The sequence below is a fragment of the Paenibacillus shirakamiensis genome (assembly GCF_017874255.1).
In the GTDB taxonomy this organism is placed as follows: Bacteria; Bacillota; Bacilli; order Paenibacillales; family Paenibacillaceae; genus Fontibacillus; species Fontibacillus shirakamiensis.
Genome location: NZ_JAGGLD010000001.1, coordinates 1,083,970 through 1,102,856, shown reverse-complemented (window position 1 = coordinate 1,102,856; position 18,887 = coordinate 1,083,970). Strand labels below are relative to the sequence as shown.

At 45.1% G+C, this 18,887-nt stretch carries 8 protein-coding genes; all 8 read left to right on the top strand.

Translation table 11 applies throughout. The features are described from left to right. Position 1 precedes the first annotated feature (1 nt). The 8 genes from J2Z69_RS05210 (at position 2) to J2Z69_RS05175 (ending at position 17,723) form a co-directional block, all read left to right on the top strand. Entirely contained in the window at positions 2-811 is an 810-nt protein-coding gene (locus J2Z69_RS05210; protein ID WP_209859772.1) for a CPBP family intramembrane glutamic endopeptidase, read from the top strand. Beyond that, positions 808-1,611 carry a CPBP family intramembrane glutamic endopeptidase gene (locus tag J2Z69_RS05205; protein WP_209859770.1) on the top strand — a complete coding sequence of 268 codons (804 nt, stop codon included), beginning with the start codon at positions 808-810 and terminating at the stop codon, positions 1,609-1,611. The genes J2Z69_RS05210 and J2Z69_RS05205 overlap by 4 nt, the downstream gene beginning before the upstream one ends. A 14-nt stretch (positions 1,612-1,625) precedes the next feature. Continuing rightward, a complete protein-coding gene (locus J2Z69_RS05200; RefSeq protein ID WP_209859768.1) occupies positions 1,626-11,741 on the top strand; it encodes a non-ribosomal peptide synthetase in 10,116 nt (3,371 codons plus the stop codon). A 38-nt stretch (positions 11,742-11,779) separates the two neighbouring features. After that, positions 11,780-12,757 (top strand): cysteine peptidase family C39 domain-containing protein, encoded by a 978-nt coding sequence (locus tag J2Z69_RS05195; RefSeq protein ID WP_209859766.1) that lies wholly within the window; start codon positions 11,780-11,782, stop codon positions 12,755-12,757. 39 nt (positions 12,758-12,796) lie between these two features. Further along, a complete protein-coding gene (locus J2Z69_RS05190) occupies positions 12,797-13,519 on the top strand; it encodes a thioesterase II family protein (RefSeq protein ID WP_209859764.1) in 723 nt (240 codons plus the stop codon). Positions 13,520-13,534: 15 nt separating this feature from the next. After that, positions 13,535-14,806, top strand: a complete 1,272-nt coding sequence (fabD, locus tag J2Z69_RS05185) for an ACP S-malonyltransferase (protein WP_209859762.1) — start codon at positions 13,535-13,537, stop codon at positions 14,804-14,806. Between the two features lie 54 nt (positions 14,807-14,860). Continuing rightward, the gene (locus J2Z69_RS05180; protein ID WP_209859759.1) at positions 14,861-16,201 is read left to right on the top strand and encodes a M20/M25/M40 family metallo-hydrolase; all 1,341 of its coding nucleotides are present in this window, start codon (positions 14,861-14,863) and stop codon (positions 16,199-16,201) included. A gap of 307 nt (positions 16,202-16,508) precedes the next feature. After that, complete coding sequence (locus J2Z69_RS05175) at positions 16,509-17,723, top strand: GNAT family N-acetyltransferase (RefSeq protein WP_209859757.1); 1,215 nt, start codon at positions 16,509-16,511, stop codon at positions 17,721-17,723. The last annotated feature ends 1,164 nt before the right edge of the window (positions 17,724-18,887 follow it).

The window sequence follows — 18,887 nt, the reverse complement described above, 5'->3', positions numbered from 1 at the left end:
TTTGAAGGCTTGGGGAATCATGCTGGCCCGTGTGGCCGTAGTCATCGGATTGTACTTTGGGTGGTTTTTTACAGTGACGACCTTGTTTTTTGATTATGTGTATCCAAGAAGTACTTGGTTCGAGAGAAACACAGTAACCGTCATTATTCTTAACGATATGGTAGGTTTGCCCCTCATGCTGTTGGCTTGGAGATTACTATTCAAAGAAAATCTTTTTAAAGCGGCACAATTTCGTCTGATGAACGGTAAGTCTGTAGCCATCGCCTTATGGATTGGACTTGGAGCGGGTCTATTCACGGTTGCCTTCTCCAGATTACCCGCTATTGCATCGGATAAGTACAAATTCCGCGAATTGTTCGATTATCTGAATCGTGCAGAATGGTACGTATTTCTGATCTTCCTTATCCTTGGAAATATTTATAAAGAAACGTTATTTAGAGGTATTTTGATGAATGAGTTCAGACGTGTGCTCCCTGTCTGGGTAGCTATTATCATTCAAGGTGTATTATACGGGGCTCTGTTTTTTCTAGGTGATATCCCTCTTTCGTTATACGGATTTTTAGGAGCAGTTATTTTTGCACTTTTATATGTCTGGTTCAAATCCATTTGGGCGCCTATTACTGCGCAAATCGCCTGTCAGGGAAGTCAATATGTGTTGTGGCATTACGGTCCACAGACAACGGAGGTCAGCCTTATGTATGCTTGGATGATTCTAGCTGTCGGCATCATTACTGCGGGCATATTCCTTGCAGTGAAGCATCGTCCTTCAGCCTCGGAACCGGTAATGACCAAGGGGGTAACTTCAGCGTGAAGGGATGGAAGATAGCGGGGAATACCTTGTTGTATTTGTTCATATATGCGGCAGTTGTGATGCTTGTGAATCAGATATTATACCATGGGATAAGCAATCCTCAGCTAAAAGACTGGATTACAAATCATTCCGGCATTGTATTGATCGTAGCAAATATCATCGTCCTTGCCGTCTATCTACCCTTACTACGCTGGCAACATATTTCCATGAGCGATTTGGGATTTGTTCCTGCAAGCAACTATGCCTTCCTATTGAGTGCAGGGGCGGGCATCTGGCTCGGCTTGTTCATTGCTGCATTCACCCATCTACCTTGGATCCAAGCCACGTTTCCCGTCCTATCGGATCTGGTCCATTTTGTTGCAGGTGGGTCGTTAATTATTTTTGTAATGGGTAGCTTGATATTGGGCTCACTGCTTGAGGAATGGCTTTTTAGAGGCATGCTGTTCCATACACTACGTCAACGTCTTTCGGTGGGATGGACGGTTTTGCTTCAAGCTTTATTATTTGGTGCAGTATTTATGAATGTAACGACAGGTGCATTTGCAGCATTAGGCGCCATCGTCTATGGAGCTATTCGGGCAGGATCTCAGTCACTTTGGGGGTCACTTCTAGCACACGCATGTAGCACCGCAACTTTGTATATTATGCTGCAATGGGCAGAGCATTGGTCGCCCGGTACGTTAGGTATGTTAACTTTGGTCAGCGGAATTGGAATCGTAGTTCATGTGTTGTTTTTACTGTACGGGAAGCGTCATAGGGGGAGAAAAGAACAGGCAGTCGGCTATTCCATGATTAGCTAGGAGGGAAGGGCGCCATGTTTCAACTCAATTTGCTGGATATGCACAAAGATACCTCAGATCAGAAGGTGAAGAAGGGCGGATCTATATCTAATGTATCACTGAAAGATATTGCCATTGTCGGGATATCGGCCAAGCTGCCACGCGCAGACTCGCATGAAGCTTTCTGGGAACTTCTGCGTAACGGTGAGGATCTAGTAAGTGAATTCCCACAGGTTCGAAAAGAGGAATTGAAACCTTATTTGCGTCATGTGGAGGAGCGGTACAATTCGGTTTCATTTTTTGACGGCGCCTATCTTGAAGATATTACAGGTTTTGACTATTCGTTTTTTCGACTTTCGCCTAAGGAAGCTTCACTTATGAGTCCAGCGCAGCGTCTGTTCCTGCAGACGGCATGGGGAGCGCTTGAACATGCGGGATATGGCGGAGATGCGCTTCATGGATCACGTACAGGCGTGTTCGTCGGTTATAACGCAGATGCGCTTCATGATTACAAACGAATTATCGAAACGCTGGATTCGGATGCTTTGTCCATGGCGGCTCCAGGCAACCTGAGCTCCATGATTCCGAGCCGAATCTCGTATTTGCTTAACCTGCGAGGAGGAGCAATCAGTGTGGACACCGCTTGCTCCTCCTCGCTGGTAGCGGTTCATTTGGCTTGTCAATCGTTACGAAGTGGGGAATGCGAAGCAGCTATTGCAGGTAGTGTCAAAATTAACTTGCTCCCCCTAGATATTGGCATAAGGCTAGGCATAGAGTCTAGCGACAATCGGGCCCGAACTTTCGATGATGCCGCAGACGGAACGGGCATTGGCGACGGGGTCATTGCGCTAATGTTAAAGCCTTTGTCGCGTGCACAAGAGGATGGCGACCATATCTATGCTGTCATTAAAGGCAGTGCAATGAATCAGGATGGTAGCTCGGTAGGGATTACGGCCCCGAACGCCTTAGCTCAGGAAGATGTCATTGTACGTGCATGGCAGGATGCGGATATTGATCCGGAGACCGTTACATATATGGAAGCACACGGCACCGGGACCTCACTAGGTGATCCCATTGAAATCGATGGACTGACACGCGCTTTTCGAAGATATACGGACAAACGGCAATTTTGTGCGATCGGTTCTCTAAAAACAAACCTAGGTCACCTCGATCACGCCGCCGGGATAGCAGGACTGCTAAAGGCTATCCTTTCGCTGGTCCACAAAGAGCTTCCGCCGACCCTTCATTTTCGTTCCCCAAATCGAAATATTTCATTTGTGGATTCTCCAGTATATGTTAATGATGAACTAACGTCATGGGAGATTGAAGGAAGCTCAAGACGATGCGGAGTGAGTGCCTTCGGTATGAGTGGGACCAATTGCCATATTGTACTGGAAGAGGCTCCTCCTCAGTTATCTTCTAATCGTCCCAATGGACCAGAATTATGTTGTCTTTCCGCTCATAGTATGTCTGCGCTTCAGGAGTTAGTCGTGCGCATGCGAGATTACACTTTTGAACATAATGCCAATCTATCTGATCTATGTTATACGCTAGCTACCGGTAGGGGAGCTCATCGCTATCGTCTAGCGATAATCGTGCATAGCTGGGAAGAACTTGCTGAAACGTTAGATATGTTGGTAGGGAAGGGTCTGCAAGACAATATATCACCGAATGTTCGATTTGGAATGGTTCAGATGGATAACTCTACTCACATGCGTCCGTCCGCTATATCTCGTGAACTAAACATCACTTTACATGATATAAGCGAGCATTATGTTCTAGGTGGTGAGATGGATTGGAATACGCTATATCAGGGTCAGTCTCGCTTGCGTATGCCACTTCCAACTTATCCTTTCGATCTTCATCATTGCTGGATCGAGGAATCAGGTGGCGGAAGCAAGCCTACATTCTTTCCTAGTATGGAAGGAGACATTCCAGAGGACTTGAGGCAAGAAATGAACGATACGTTTGCCAGATGGCAAGCAAGGCTGGAGCAGAATGAGAACAACATGATTCAGCATCCTAAGAGAGTTGAGCTAACTGGAGAGCGATCCGGTCATATATGGGAACAACAAGTTGCAGATGTCTGGGGAGAGATGCTTGGATATCATACCCTGCCTGTACACGCTGGTTTTTTTGAGCTTGGTGGAGATTCAATCATTGCTCTCAAAATTGTAAACCGGATTGGTGAGCTTGCAGGTGTCCAAATTCACGTGGCGGATTTACTGACTCATCCAGACCTGTCTTCGTTCTCAGAGTTTATTGAACAGAGACTGAAGCAGAACAACGCAGCAGCGGAGCCCTTTATGAAAGCAACATACGATGCACATGAGGGTACCCAAATGGGGAATTCACAATTGGAACCGTTACTACAAGCTCCTTTGCAAACCTATTATCCAGTTACTTCACCACAAAAACGTATGTATCTACAGCAACAGACGATGCCGGAGGATCGTAGCTACAATTTACCGGAGTTGTTGCATCTGGATGGGAGCCTGGATAGCGACCGATTGGAGTCTGTACTTCAAGCCATTGTGGAGCGCCATGAGACCCTCCGAACGACTTTTCACATTATAGACGGAGAGATTATGCAGTATGTTCATGACGCTATGCCATTTCACTTAACACGTATGGAGGTCACTGAAGACACATTACAAGATGTGTTGCAGGATCTGTTCCAACCCTTTAAGCTCGATACGGTTCCACTGCTCCGCGCAGCCTTGTTAACGCTGAATTCAGAGCGTCATGTACTGTTTTTGGATATGCACCATATTGCATCCGATGGCATGTCAGCCGGCATTCTTTTAAAGGATTTAATGACTTTATATCAAGGCGGTTCCTTACCTCCATTACCGTTGCAATACAAGGATTATGCAGTGTGGCAACAGCATCAGCCACGTTCGCTACATTCCGAGAATTATTGGCGCGAGCAATGCCAAGGAGAGTGGCCGACACTTGAGCTACCGACGGATGCCCCGCGCCCACCTGTAAAAAGTAGTCATGGGGAGACCTTCGACGTATATGTAAACGCGGATGTGCTGGCCGATGTGCATAAGCTCGCCGCCGAATCAGGCGCAACTCCCTTTATGGTATTACTGTCAGCCTATTATACTTTTCTTGCCCACTACACGGGGGCCGAAGATATTGCGGTAGGCACGCCGATTGCAGGCCGCAACAGACGAGAGTTCGAAGCAATCGCCGGGATGTTCACCGGAACGATAGCTTTACGCGCGTATCCGTGTGCGGACAAGCCGTTTCGTATCTTTTTATCTGAAGTTAAGGCATTGGCTACTGGGGCTTATGCTCATGCAGATTATCCATTTGAAGAAATCGTGCAGTGGGTAGATCGAAGGGATGCCAGCCGGAATCCACTCTTCGACACCATGTTCATCATGCAGAATCTTGGGTTATCGTCTACCTCATCCGAGCATTTATCATATCGCCACGAGCGTTTTGCACATCACACAGCGAAATACGATCTGATGATACAGGCTGTAGAGGAGAATGCTCGACTAAGACTTGTTGTGGAATATAACACCGACTTGTATCACAAAGAGACAGCGGAGCGGTTCCTACGGCATTATGTTCAGTTATTGCGCACCATAACCATTTGTCCAGATACCCCGTTAGGCGATATAGATATGTTAACGCAGGAAGAAAGAGGGTATCTCTTGACGCTGGGAAGAAAGGAAGCCGATTTCTCGGCGCCGCGTTGTCTGCATGAATGCTTCAAGGAGCAAGCGCTGGCTCATCCCGATGCGCTGGCCGTGTCTTGTGGGGAATCCTCGCTTACTTATCTTGAATTGGATCGCCGAAGTGATAGGTTAGCGCTGACGCTTCAAACTCAAGGTGTGGGAAGAGGAAGTGTGGTTGCTGTTATGATGGAGCGCTCGATCCCCATGCTGACAGCTATGCTTGCCGTGATGAAGGCGGGAGGCGCTTATATGCCTGTAGACCCGCATTATCCCGAGGAACGCATAGTCTATATGCTGGAGGACAGCGGAGCAAAGCTTGTATGTATAGATGGATTAGATTCGATGAAATCTACCGTCTGTATACCTTCTTTCATACAGAAGATAGATTTGTCGGATGATACCGTTCTCTTGGCCGAAATGGAAGTAGACAGGCTGTCGCTATCCGATCCTACAGATCCGATGTATGTAATCTATACATCAGGCTCAACAGGCCAACCCAAAGGCGTCGTCGTATCCCACCTAAGCTTTTATAATTTCGGCTGTTCCCTTAAGCAATTCTTCCAAGATCAATATGGTCCAAAAGATCGTTGCTTAAGTCTGACTAATATTTCGTTCGACGTCAGCGTAGCAGAACTATGGATGCCACTTATGTACGGGGCTTGCACGGTGCTGTACCCGGAGCCCAAATGGCTTGATCCGCGGCGTATCGCCGAAATAATTACGGAAGAGCAAATTACATTTGCTTATTTGCCCCCATCTCTATTAAAAGAAGTCGCGAGATGTCTAACTGAGTCTCCTGCAGCTCTTCACTTAGACAAAATGCTCGTAGGCGTAGAACCCATCCTAGATGATACGTTGGAACTTTATACGAAGCTTAATCCTTCTATCCAGATTATGAATGGTTATGGTCCTACTGAAGCGACGATATGTTCTACGATGTATCCATACAAGCCCGGTGCTTATCGAGGTGCATACGTGCCAATCGGCGGTCCGATGCATAATGCGGAAATATATATTTTGGGATATGGGGGTCAACTGGCCCCAATCGGTGTTGCTGGAGAGCTTTATATTGCAGGCCGATGTCTGGCTGATGGGTATCTGAATAACCCGGATCTGACTTCAGAACGATTCATACCTCATCCGTACCGAGAAGGACATGTTATGTACCGGACAGGAGATATTGCAAAGTGGTTGCCAGATGGTCATGCAATGTATGTAGCAAGGATAGACCAACAGGTGAAAATTAGAGGGGTACGTATAGAATTAAATGAGGTACGTTCACAATTGTTGTCTCTTCCTGAAATAGAGGATGCGATTGTAGTCGTACATATGCAGAAGGATGAAGACAAAGAACTGTGTGCCTATATTGTCACATCGGGTCAGACATTGTCCTCACGAGAATGGCGAATGAAATTAAAAGAGAAGCTGCCGGAGGCTATGATTCCATCCTTTCTTATGGAGATGGATGCCATTCCTCTTACACCAAATGGAAAAGTGGACCGCAGTGCTTTGCCTGAGCCCATAAAAGGAATGAGCACGCAAGAAAATAAGACGTTACCGACAGATGAGATGGAACAACGCATTGCTGTGATCTGGAGGGAGGTACTTGGAGAGACGATCGAACCTATTGGCATCTATGATGACTTCTTTGAGCTTGGCGGCCATTCTTTGAAAGCGGCCGTGCTTGCAAGTAGATTACAGCAATTAACAGGCGCTGTAATTCCGCTAAGTCTACTATTTGAACGAACGACTATATCAGAGATGGCAACTTGGATCAAAGAGCACAAAGAGCAAGAAGGTGCATCTGGCACGAGTAGGTCGATTCCCAAAGCTGAACCGCGAGCACTATATCCCATGTCGCTGGCCCAGCGGAGACAATTTATGATGCAGATGCTAGCCGGAGATGCCACGATGTATCATGTGCCTTTTGCACTCCGTTTGCAGGGGATCTTAGATATTGATCGGTTGGAACACGCATTCACAGAACTCATCGCTCGCCATGAAATTCTGCGGACAAGCTTTCATATGATTCAGGACGAGTTCAGTCAAAAAATCCATGCTCCTTATGCATTCAAGGTGGAAGTGTTGAATCATTGGATGGACATGCAAGAAGAAATCTTGTCACATACGGAGCTTAATCTCTCTGAAGTGACAAAACGGATGAATACGTTCCAGCGCCCGTTCCATTTAGACAATCTGCCTATGCTGCGAGTGGGTCTAATAGAGCTTTCCGCTAAGGATCATCTGCTGTTATTGGATATGCATCATATCATTACGGATGGTGTATCCGCGGGAATACTGGTAAAAGAGCTCTCGCAATTATATGCAGGTAAAGATGTACCTGAGTTACGTGTGCAATACCGCGATTATGCGGTGTGGCAGATGGATCATTCAACGGATCAGGAACATGAGGAATATTGGATGGACATATTCAAAGGGAATACTTCGGTGTTGCAACTACCGACCGATCGCCCGCGGCCTATGATCCCAAGTTATAAAGGACATCGCCATCGGTTCCGCCTGGACAAGCAGACCACGGCGAATGTAAGAACTTTGGCAAGGGAATCCAAGACGACATTATATACAGTGTTGCTTGGTGCTTTTGCCGCACTGCTAGCTAAATATAGCGGTCAAGATGACATTATAGTAGGGACGCCTGCCGCTGGCAGAACGCATGCAGATACTCAAGACATCATCGGGATGTTCGTCAACACGTTAGCGCTGCGAATTAGACCCGAAAGAGATAAATCGATCGGCGTCTATATTAAAGAGTTACACCACCATGTTATTGATGCACTTTCGCATCAGATTTACCCGTTCGAGGCACTGGTTCAAGGGCTTCATATCGATGTGGACAGTAGCCGTAATCCTTTATTTGACGTTATGTTTATCCTGCAAAATATGGATCGGGTAGCGATGGATGCAGGCGGTCTCACCTTTGCGGAAATACCAATAGATACGGGCACCAGTAAATTTGATCTGACCCTTGAAGCGATAGAACGAGATACAGAGATTGAGCTACATTTCGAGTATGCTACTGAACTATTTCAGGAGGAAACGGTGCTTCGCTTGGCAGAAAGCTACACAATGCTTGTTCAGCAAATGTGTATTTCGAGTATTCGCACAATCGGGGAGCTTGAGCTGCTAAGTGACAGCGAGCGATTACAAATGCTCGCGATGATGAGAGAGAGGAGCTTACCCGTACAGACCACACACCAACAGGGGAGGCAGGCTAGGATGGAGATTCAAGAGGATATCAACCGGACAGACCAGCAAAAAAATGCACTATCTTCCTCAAAAGTTACTACAGCGTGGATGGGCTATGTGCAAGCCGTAGAACTTCAGGCAGCAAGAACCCCAGATGCGATTGCTATTCATTTCGGCGTGGAGACGGTGACGTATGCAGAGCTGAACGAACGTGCTAACCGGCTAGCTCATACATTGCGTGCAAGGGGTGTGGGACCTGAGCGCATCGTTGCACTTATGGCATCCCGCAGTCCATTGTTACTTATTGCCATCTTAGGCGTTCTGAAAGCTGGGGGGGCTTATGTCGCTATAGATCCCTCTTATCCAAAAGAAAGAGTGGAATGGATGCTTGAAGATTGCGGCGAAGCGTTCCTGTTGACGGAAAAAGAATATGCAGGATTTGCAGGACGAGTCGCCAATGAGTGGTATTTAGACGATCCTGCACTATATGGAGCGGACAGAGGAAATCCAGAATCCATTCATCGGCCAGAACACCTAGCTTATGTGCTGTATACTTCTGGCTCCACAGGGCGTCCGAAAGGTGTGATGATTGAACATCGTGGTTTGGATCATTTTCTTAGCGGGTTCAAGAAAAGACTTCCATTTGAAAAAGGTCAAGGTATCTTGGCCATGGCCTCCGTTTCTTTTGATATTTTTGTTGTTGAAAATCTACTTCCCCTCACGATAGGGATGCGAATTGTGCTAGCTAATGAAGAGGAGCGGGGCGATGCCCACCTCTTGCAAAACCTGATTCATACACATGATGTTGATGTATTACAAATTACGCCATCACGATTCAAATGGTGGATGAATCAGTGTAAAGAAAAGGATGGTCTGCGCAAGCTGAGCATCGTCATGATTGGGGCGGAGCCCCTAACGAAGGATGTGCTTCATAGACTTCGTTCTGCTACGAATGCTCGTCTGTTCAATTTGTACGGTCCGACAGAGACGACAGTCTGGACCTCAATCCAGGAAGTTACGGACGGAGAAGAAATTTCAATCGGTACGCCAATTGAAGGCTCCGTTATGATGGTACTAGATGAAGATCTTAGACTGCAACCTCAAGGTGTCACAGGTGAAATATGTATCGGTGGGCCAGGCGTCGGGCGCGGGTATCTCAGTCATTCCGAGTGGGATGTTGCGTTCGTACCGAATCCATATGCCTCAGGTGAACGCATGTATCGCACAGGGGATTTAGGTCGCTGGCTTGAAAATGGACAGTTTTCCTATGGAGGACGAAGAGATTTTCAAGTGAAAATCCGGGGGCACCGGATCGAAATGGGTGAAATTGAGCAGGTACTCCTTCGTCACGAACAAGTACATGAATCCGTCGTTACTGCATTTCAGGAGGAGGATGGAGAATATGCACTTTGTGCCTATATTGTCGTGCAAAATGTGGATTCAAGCGTTGAGGGGAAATTTGATTCAACTTTAGCCGCTTCCTTGAAATTACAATTGCGTGAATATCTCAGCGAAGTATTACCTTCGTATATGGTCCCTACCTTCATAGTCTTTATGGATGCGATTCCGCTTACACCCACGGGGAAAATTGACCGAAGAGCCTTTCCACAGCCAGGACCCACAGATATCCATGAGCTAGTATTGGTGCCATTAGCCACGGATACGGAGCATAAGCTAGCGGAGATTTGGAAGGAATTGTTAGGTGTAGATTCTATTGGCGCCAAGGATAATTTCTTTGAGCTGGGTGGCCATTCTCTAAAGGCCGCAGGTATGATCAGCCGTATTGCTGAACGCATGGGTATTCAGTTACCTCTACGCGATATTTTTAGCAATCCAACGCTAGAAGGGCTAGCTGAACATCTAGATATGAATGGTAGTGTAACAGCAGCAACCATTCCACAACAGCCTGACTCCGGTTATTATCCTATGTCAAGAGCACAGCGTCGCCAATTCATGATGGGACTGATCTTGGGTGAATCCACAACGTATCATGTGCCGTTCGCCGTTCATATGCAGGGCAAGCTCGATGTAGAAAAATTAGAGGAAGCATTTAGAATCATAATTCGGCGTCATGAAACGCTCAGAACTACGTTCCATCACGAGGAGGACGAATTCCGTCAGCGTGTACATGCAGGGTCTGAATTTACACTGGAACGAAATGCCAGACTAAGAATGGCGGCGGGTAAATTGCTTGCTGAAGGCGGAGATCAAGATTTATTTGGTGGGATTAGTCTATTGATGAAGCGCTTTATTCGTCCATTCAACCTAGGGAGTCTTCCGTTATTCCGGGCTGGACTGATTACACTTGGTGAGGAGCGGCATCTATTACTGCTGGATTTTCACCATATTATCACGGACGGTGTCTCTGTCAGCATATTGTTGCACGAACTGACCCATGTCTATGGTGGGGGCCATTTGCCTGAACTTGATATTCAATACCGAGATTACTCCGTATTCCAAGAACAACAAATGGGCAATGAGCATTATCAGGCACACGAACGTTATTGGCTGGAAGCATTTGAAGGAGAACTTCCAACACTTGAACTTCAGAAGACCCAGCCAAGACCCGAAATGCAACATGATGAGGGCGGTCTAATTAACGATATATTAACGGAAGAGAAGACACGGAAGATTAAGGCATTTGCGCAAGAGCGTGGTACGACGTTATATACGGTGCTTCTCGGAGCTTATTCGATGTTATTAAGCAAATGGAGTAAGCAAGAAGATATCATTGTAGGTACGCCCGTAGCTGGTCGTAACCACGCACAACTTGAGGGTCTCCTTGGCATGTTCGTCAATACGGTCGCCATACGCAGCTTCCCTGAATCATACAGGACCGTAAGTGATTATCTGTCTGAGTTACATGAGGATGTACTGCGAGCGCTTGAGCATCAGGATTATCCGTTCGAAGATCTTGTACACAAGTTAGGGATCGAACAAGACCGAAGTCGCAATCCACTGTTCGATACGATGTTCATATTACAAAATATAGATCGTGTTGCTTATCAGACGGGAGGTATCACATTTGAGCCTTTGGCTTTCGATCCGGGTGTAAGCAAGTTCGATCTGACGCTTGAAGCAGCCGAGCAAAATGGCAAAATGGGTCTTTCCTTGGAGTATAGGACAAGTCTTCTCAATGAAGAGATAGCTATGGAGCTGATGAAAGATTATATGGCGATTCTGCATGTGATCGTTGAAGATGGGGCAAGCCAAAAAATAAGTGCCGTGCTTACGAAAGTAATGAATTGACTATTCCTACATTTTAAAGCTTAAGGAGCTGGCAAATGATGAAGACAAAGCTGTCATTAGGAAGGAAACCCTTTAATGAATTCTGGATGAACTGTATGCTTAATCAAGCCTTCTCCATTGCGGTATCGGAGGAGGCAAGTTACAAGGATGCGGCCTATTTGAACATATATCGCTATTATCCTTGGGAAGCTGCAACGGATAAGGATTTCCGCTATCCCACCATCGATGCCTTATATTATATGGACGATCCAGCTCGATTCCCGTTATCTCAAGTAATCCAGACCATCGAGCCGGGAACTTTTCATAATCCAGAGAACTTATTGGAGGAAATTCGAACTACCCTGGATCATGGACGCAATTTAAGCATAAATGTTGATTTGTATGATTGGCTGCCCGGCAGCTTAGCTTGGAAAAGATTTCATTGGTATCATTATTCACTGATTAATGGATACGACAAGGAGCGAGGCGTGTTCTACGTCATTGACGATACGCTGGCTGGTTATGAGGAGTATGAAATACCGGAAGAAAGATTAATCAAAGCTTACACCCATTCGGAATACAACGTTAATCCTAGTTATGATGGTCCCGCTTATTATGTGTATAATCTGCAAGATTCGATTCAGCCTTATGAGTTGAAGCTGACTGAAGTGCTGGACAATGCAGAACGATTAGCGCGGGAACTTCGTAAATTCTCCATGGTGGGCATGTGGAATGTAGATGCCGATCCTGAAAAAAGACAAGCTCATTTAACTTATGGACTTGTAGGCGTCAATATCATCTGTAATCGACATATTGCGAATACGCTTTTGTTCCAATCTTTGCGGGAGAAAGGTCTGATTGATGAGTCTCTGTATGCATCACTGTCCGAACAGGTAGAGTGGGTGAAAGACGGATGGAATGTAGTGAAAGACCGCTTTATCACAGGGGATTTTGTGCGAGATAGAGAGCTCGCCTATGCGGAAGAGTTGTTGGCCAAAGAGAGAGCATTTTGGATTACTCTTTTGGAGGGTGCGTAGATATCACAGGCTTAGTATGTAATCTAGGAGGGGGAGCGAATGTCGGTACCTTTGATTTGTCTGCCCTACGCAGGGGGATCAGCACAAGTCTACAAGCGATGGATGAATAGGCTACATCCTTCCGTGCGGCTCGTCCCAGCAGAATTAGCAGGAAGAGGAAGCCGTATGAAAGAGCCATTCTATATGGACGTGGCGGAAGCCGTACAAGATTTGTTGCCTCTAATACGTCAGACGGCGCTTAACTCAGATAGCTATGCTCTGTTTGGACATAGTATGGGCTGTCTACTAGGATATGAGGTTTTGCATGCTCTGTTCGAGGAAGGAACACCGTTACCTAGTAAGGTTTTCTTTTCCGGCAGAGGGGCGCCGCATTGTGAGCATGAGGGGAGACGCCAGATCTATAGGCTGCCGGATGATGAGTTTCTGAAAGAGTTACAAAAGTTTGGCGGTATGAAAAGCGAACTGTTTGAGCATCCCGAGCTTTTGAAAATATTTATGCCCATCTTAAGAGCAGACATCCAACTTGTTGATGAATATGTATATCACAAGCGGCCCCCTCTACCCCTTCGACTAGATATTTTAAATGGTCAAAATGATGACTGCATAACAGGACCACTCAGTGAATGGGAACTCCATACAACGTTAGGCTGTGAGCAACATGCTTTTGACGGCGGCCATTTTTATCTGGATGAACGTGAGCAAGATGTCATTGCACTCATTAACAAAAGGTTATCCGAAGCGCATGCAACGACTAGATTTTGAGGAGCGTGATGAATAATGTTGAACAAACACGCCATTTGGTTGCCAGGTCAGGGCTCCCAGCATATCGGAATGGGCAGATCCCTAAGTGAACGATATTCAGTTGTGAACGATACGATGGACGAAGCAAGCGAAGTGCTCGGCATGCGCCTGGATAACCTAATGTATCATGGTCCGCTACCCGAACTGACGCGTACAGACAATGCTCAGCCAGCTATTCTAGCCCTAAGTATAGCTATGTACCGCATTTACAGCGAGGAATGGGGATATACTCCAACGATGGCAGCCGGGCATAGTCTGGGTGAGATTACAGCACTTACCTGCGCAGGTTCAATTACATTCCCCGATGCGTTGAGGCTTGTTCGCCGGCGCGGGGAGTTGATGCAAGAAGCCGCTGCTGGTGGAGCAGGTACTATGGCAGCAGTAAAAGGTCTTCATCCCGATATTGTTGCTAGAACATGCTCGGAGATTCGTGCAGAGCAGGCAGAACAAGGATATATCGTTGTAGTATCCAATATTAATTCTGACCTACAAACGGTGATTTCAGGACATACACAAGCCGTGCATCTGGCCTCTGCCAAGCTTACCGCTCAAGGAGCTGTGTTAATTCCTTTGCTTGTAAGTGCGGCATTTCATAGTCCGCTAATGGAGCCCGCGGCATCTGAGTTCGCTGAATTGCTAAGTTCCATTACATTTAAAGAAATGAAATTTCCAGTAGTATCCGCATTAACGGGTGTGCCTTACCACGATTCAACAGAAATCGCAGATCGGTTAGCCAGAGGATTGACGGAGCCCGTTAATTGGCCTGCTGTTCTAGCTTATCAAAGACAACTTGGTGCTAATGATGCTGTGGAGCTAGGCCCCGGTCGTGTATTAACAGGTCTTGCACCAGCTGAAGCATTGCGGGTGTTTACTTTTGAGCATCTAGAAGATGAGACGAAGCGGGCCGCCGTAATTAAACATAATTCCCCGTATTCTATAGATATACTTCATCGCTGTCTAGCTATTGCGACATGTGTTCGTAACCGAAATTGGAATGTGGCCGAGTACGAACAAGGCGTAGTTATGCCTTATCGTGGGGTTCAGCAGTTAATAGAACGCATGAACGAGACCGGAGATTCGTTGGAGGAAAAGCATGTTCAGCAGGCATTAGCGATGCTAGAATCGGTATTTCGAACCAAAGGAGCAAGTATTGAAGAACAGAAGCGACGTCTTTTAAGATTAAAAGAAGAGTTCGGAATACAGGAGCTCGTGAACACTTCAAACCCTTCGTTCTTGGTTACAGTCTAATGGAAAGAGCATGGGTAGGAGTGGAGAACAGAATATGAAGCTGATTGATAAGAAATGGGAATTAGCCAAATGAAGCATTTGCCAGAAACGCCGTCTCCAGCAGAAATTTTACAAGCATTGATCCGCTTCATTACAACCAATCCTCCAGGCGAAGAAGCCGCCTGCATTATGTATATCCGACAGTTGCTTGAGGATGCAGGTATAGAGGCGCAGATCTGTGCGCTTGATCCTGCTCGTCCCAATTTGCTTGCTAGATTAAAAGGGAATTCAGACGAAGCACCGCTCTTGTTATACGGGCATATCGATGTTGTGGGGGTAGACAAGCAAGCTTGGAGCTGCGATCCATTCGGTGGTGTGATGAAGGATGGGTTCATTTGGGGAAGAGGCGCTCTAGATATGAAGGGTGGGGTAGCCATGCTCATATCATCCTTTATTCGTGCGCATAGGAATAGATTGCCCGTTCGAGGTGATGTGATTCTAGCCATTGTGAGTGATGAGGAAGCCGGAGGCGAATACGGAGCTTCTTTTCTGGTAGAGCACTATGCGGATTATTTTTCGGGTGTGAAGTACGCACTCGGTGAATTCGGCGGGTTCTCATTTCATACGCTCGGCAGAACCTTTTATCCCATTATGGTAGCAGAGAAACAACTATGCTGGCTGAAAGCTACGATTCGAGGTGGAGGAGGGCATGGTTCCCTGAGTACATCAGGTGTTGACTGTATGGCGCAATTGGGAGATTTACTTCAATCGCTCAGCAGAACAAATCTACCGATACGTGTAACTCCAGCCACCAAGCTCATGATTGACGGCATGGCTGATGCGCTACCTATACTCCCCAAGCTCTTACTTAAAGGATTGCTGCGTCCTCCTCTGAGCGGTCTTATCTTGAAGTTGCTAGGAGAAAAGGGGGAGACTTTCACCCCACTTTTACGAAATACAATCAGCGCAACGGTCCTTCGCGGCGGTGAGAAAATTAACGTTCATCCTAGCGAAATCACGGTGGATTTAGATGGACGAACATTGCCCGGTGTAACTGTACAGCAATTCATCGATGAACTGCGGCAGTTCGTAGTAGATGAGTCGATCGAACTGGAGGTATTGCGCCACGAATCCTGTAATGCGGTGCCTAACATGGGGTTGTTCCCTTTGCTGTCCGAAGTATTAAAAGAAGCAGATCAGCAGGCCATCCCCATTCCCATGCTGTTGCCTGGCGGAACGGATGGAAGGTGGTTCGCAAGACTCGGAATTCAGACCTATGGATTTCTGCCTATGCAACTCCCTAAGGACATGGCTTTTACCCAATATATTCATGCGGCGGATGAACGAATACCTGTAGAAGCAGTCGAGTTCGGTACAGATGCTATTTACCGGGTGCTGGAGCGGTATGGAGCATAGCTCATGTCAATGGATGAATTATTTGCAGAATGCTAGGAATACGTGAACTTATCTAGCTACATAGATAAATAGATAAGTTCAAGAAAGTACATGCTGTTTTTGACTTCCTATGTGAAGTTATTATTAGAGAACCTTCAATGAACTTCCAAGTCGAAAGACGGGGAGGTACATTGAAGGTATTTTTTTATCTGCCTACTACAATTTAATTTGAAAATTGAGCTCTAGTTATTTCCATAGATTCATTTAGAATTATTTTTGAGTCTTTTGCGAATAATACGATTTAAAAATAAGGGAGCATACCCAGAACATGCATCGCAAAAGAAATTTAAAAATGCAGAAAGTAGATTTGTCGCATCTTGAACAATATAGTCAACTGTTGCGTTATGTATTTCAAGTTACGAACAATGATCTTCACAAACATGGCTGGAAAGAAAACGAGATTCTGAATGAAAAATCACCTGTTTTACAACAAGCTGATGTACTTGGATGGTTCGATGGAGACAAACTAATTTCACAGGTGTCCACGTACCCCTTTGAAGTCCGTATATTTAGCCAGACCTACGCTATGGGCGGTGTAACAGGTGTGGGTACTTTTCCAGAGTATTCGGGTCAAGGCTTAATGAATAAATTACTCCTGCAAGCTCTCACCAATATGCGTGAAAAAAAACAATCCATTTCTTACTTGTATCCCTACTCCATACCATACTATCGCCGTAAAGGGTGGGAGATTATTTCTGATAAAATTGTTTTCGAAGTTCAAGATTATCAATTACCCAAAAACAAACCGGTTCCTGGTGATGTAGCACGTGTTGATCCTGAAAGCCCAGATGTGAAGATGGCTTATGAACGCTTCTCACTGCAAACCCATGGAGCTATGATTCGAAAAGATCTTGCGTGGAGTGAGTATTGGAGGTGGGATTCCGATGATCTGACCGCAGCGGTCTACTATAATGAGGAAGGCCAAGCCGATGGCTACATTCTCTATTGGATTGAAGAAGAAGTATTTCACGTGAAAGATATGATTTTCATTCATGAAGAGGCGCGAAGTGGGCTCTGGAATTTTATTAGTGCGCATTTCTCCATGATCTCTAAAGTAGTAGGTAACATTCATACCGATGAGCAGCTTGCATTTCTGTTAGAAGATGCTGACATTAAGGAGACAATTTCACCTTATTTCATGGCACGGATTGTCGATATTGAGCAGTTTATTTCTAAATATCCGTTCAAACCTGCTACGATGGACAGAGAATGGACATTCACTTTGCATGATCCTCTGCTGTCCTGGAATCAAGGAACAATAACATTACAAATTGAACCGAACGGATGCGGCAGAGTTATTCGAAGTGATAGTCGTCGTTGTGAAGATAGCATAAGTATTCAGACCCTGACAACCATGTTGCTAGGCTATAAGCGCCCAGAATATTTGCATAAGATTGGTCGCATCAAGTGTAATCCGGAAACACTGGATTTATTAGAAGATGCTATTGAACAACAGGCACCATATTTCTCAGATTACTTTTGATGTTAACAACATTGAACTAGCTAATGCACCTTAAATGAAGTACTTGAATATAAAATACACACATACCTAATGGTGAAAAGCTTGATATATCATGCTTTTCTTTTTTTATGGTGGTACATGTATCCTACTTAAATATGCAAAGATTTAGCTTCATATTATGTAGGCGAAATATGGTGGGGATGGATGAACGGCGCGAATTTGAGTGGATTCGTTCTCATTAGCATTCTTATGAGCCGCTTGTCTTACAGGAGTTGGCATCTTGGAGTTATGTTAGCTATAGGTAGCGGATACTCTAAGTATTCAAATGTTATATATTTTTGTATCGGTTGGATTTGCACTATCCTTCTTAAGTGCCCTGATCTATCTAAAGAATATGGCACAAAAAAACAAGTATAAAGATATAGAAGGAACGGTTATGTAGGATTTCAGCAAATCCAAATGTTAGTTGGAGTAGATTAACTTACAAAAAGACTATCCAGAACCTTTAGATAGTCTTTTTGTATTAGTTGTACGAAACAAATGGAACCATGCCTATAATGAAAGACAATATAGACGTTACAAAAAGTAAGATTTTATTTATCCACCACGGAAAGTGTTTTATAAAAAATCCTAGAATCATGTTCACTACTAAGCTTATTAGTAGTCCAAAAAAAGAATCAGATAGGAGAAAAGGTAAATCGAAAGCTGTGTCTAATATTGTGACTTTTTTTTGTTTTTCTTTGTTAAACATCCATCCTGATTTGAACAAGTAGTAACCGAAACCCCAACATCCCAGCAGAATTAAAATTTTAAACCACATAATTTCCCCTTAATCTTGTGCTAAACAACGCAATATGAAAGCTATTATAACTCAAATTGATTGTACAGTTCATTTATGTTCAGTAAAGAGAGGTAGAATATGAAAAAAAATCATCATATTTGTTGCATGGATCAGTACAAAGAAGAAAGAGATCCTTAGCGTTACCCTTATTACCGAATCAAAAAAAATTAATACCTAAACAAAATAAGTAGAAAACAGAGTTCTTATCAGATGATAAGAACTCTGTTTTGTATATACAACAATAACTGGACTTACGAAGCTGTTTAAATTCAGTTCATACAGCTATTTTAGTCTATATAACAACATTATAATTTCACAGATTAAAAAAATAACGGACATGGAGG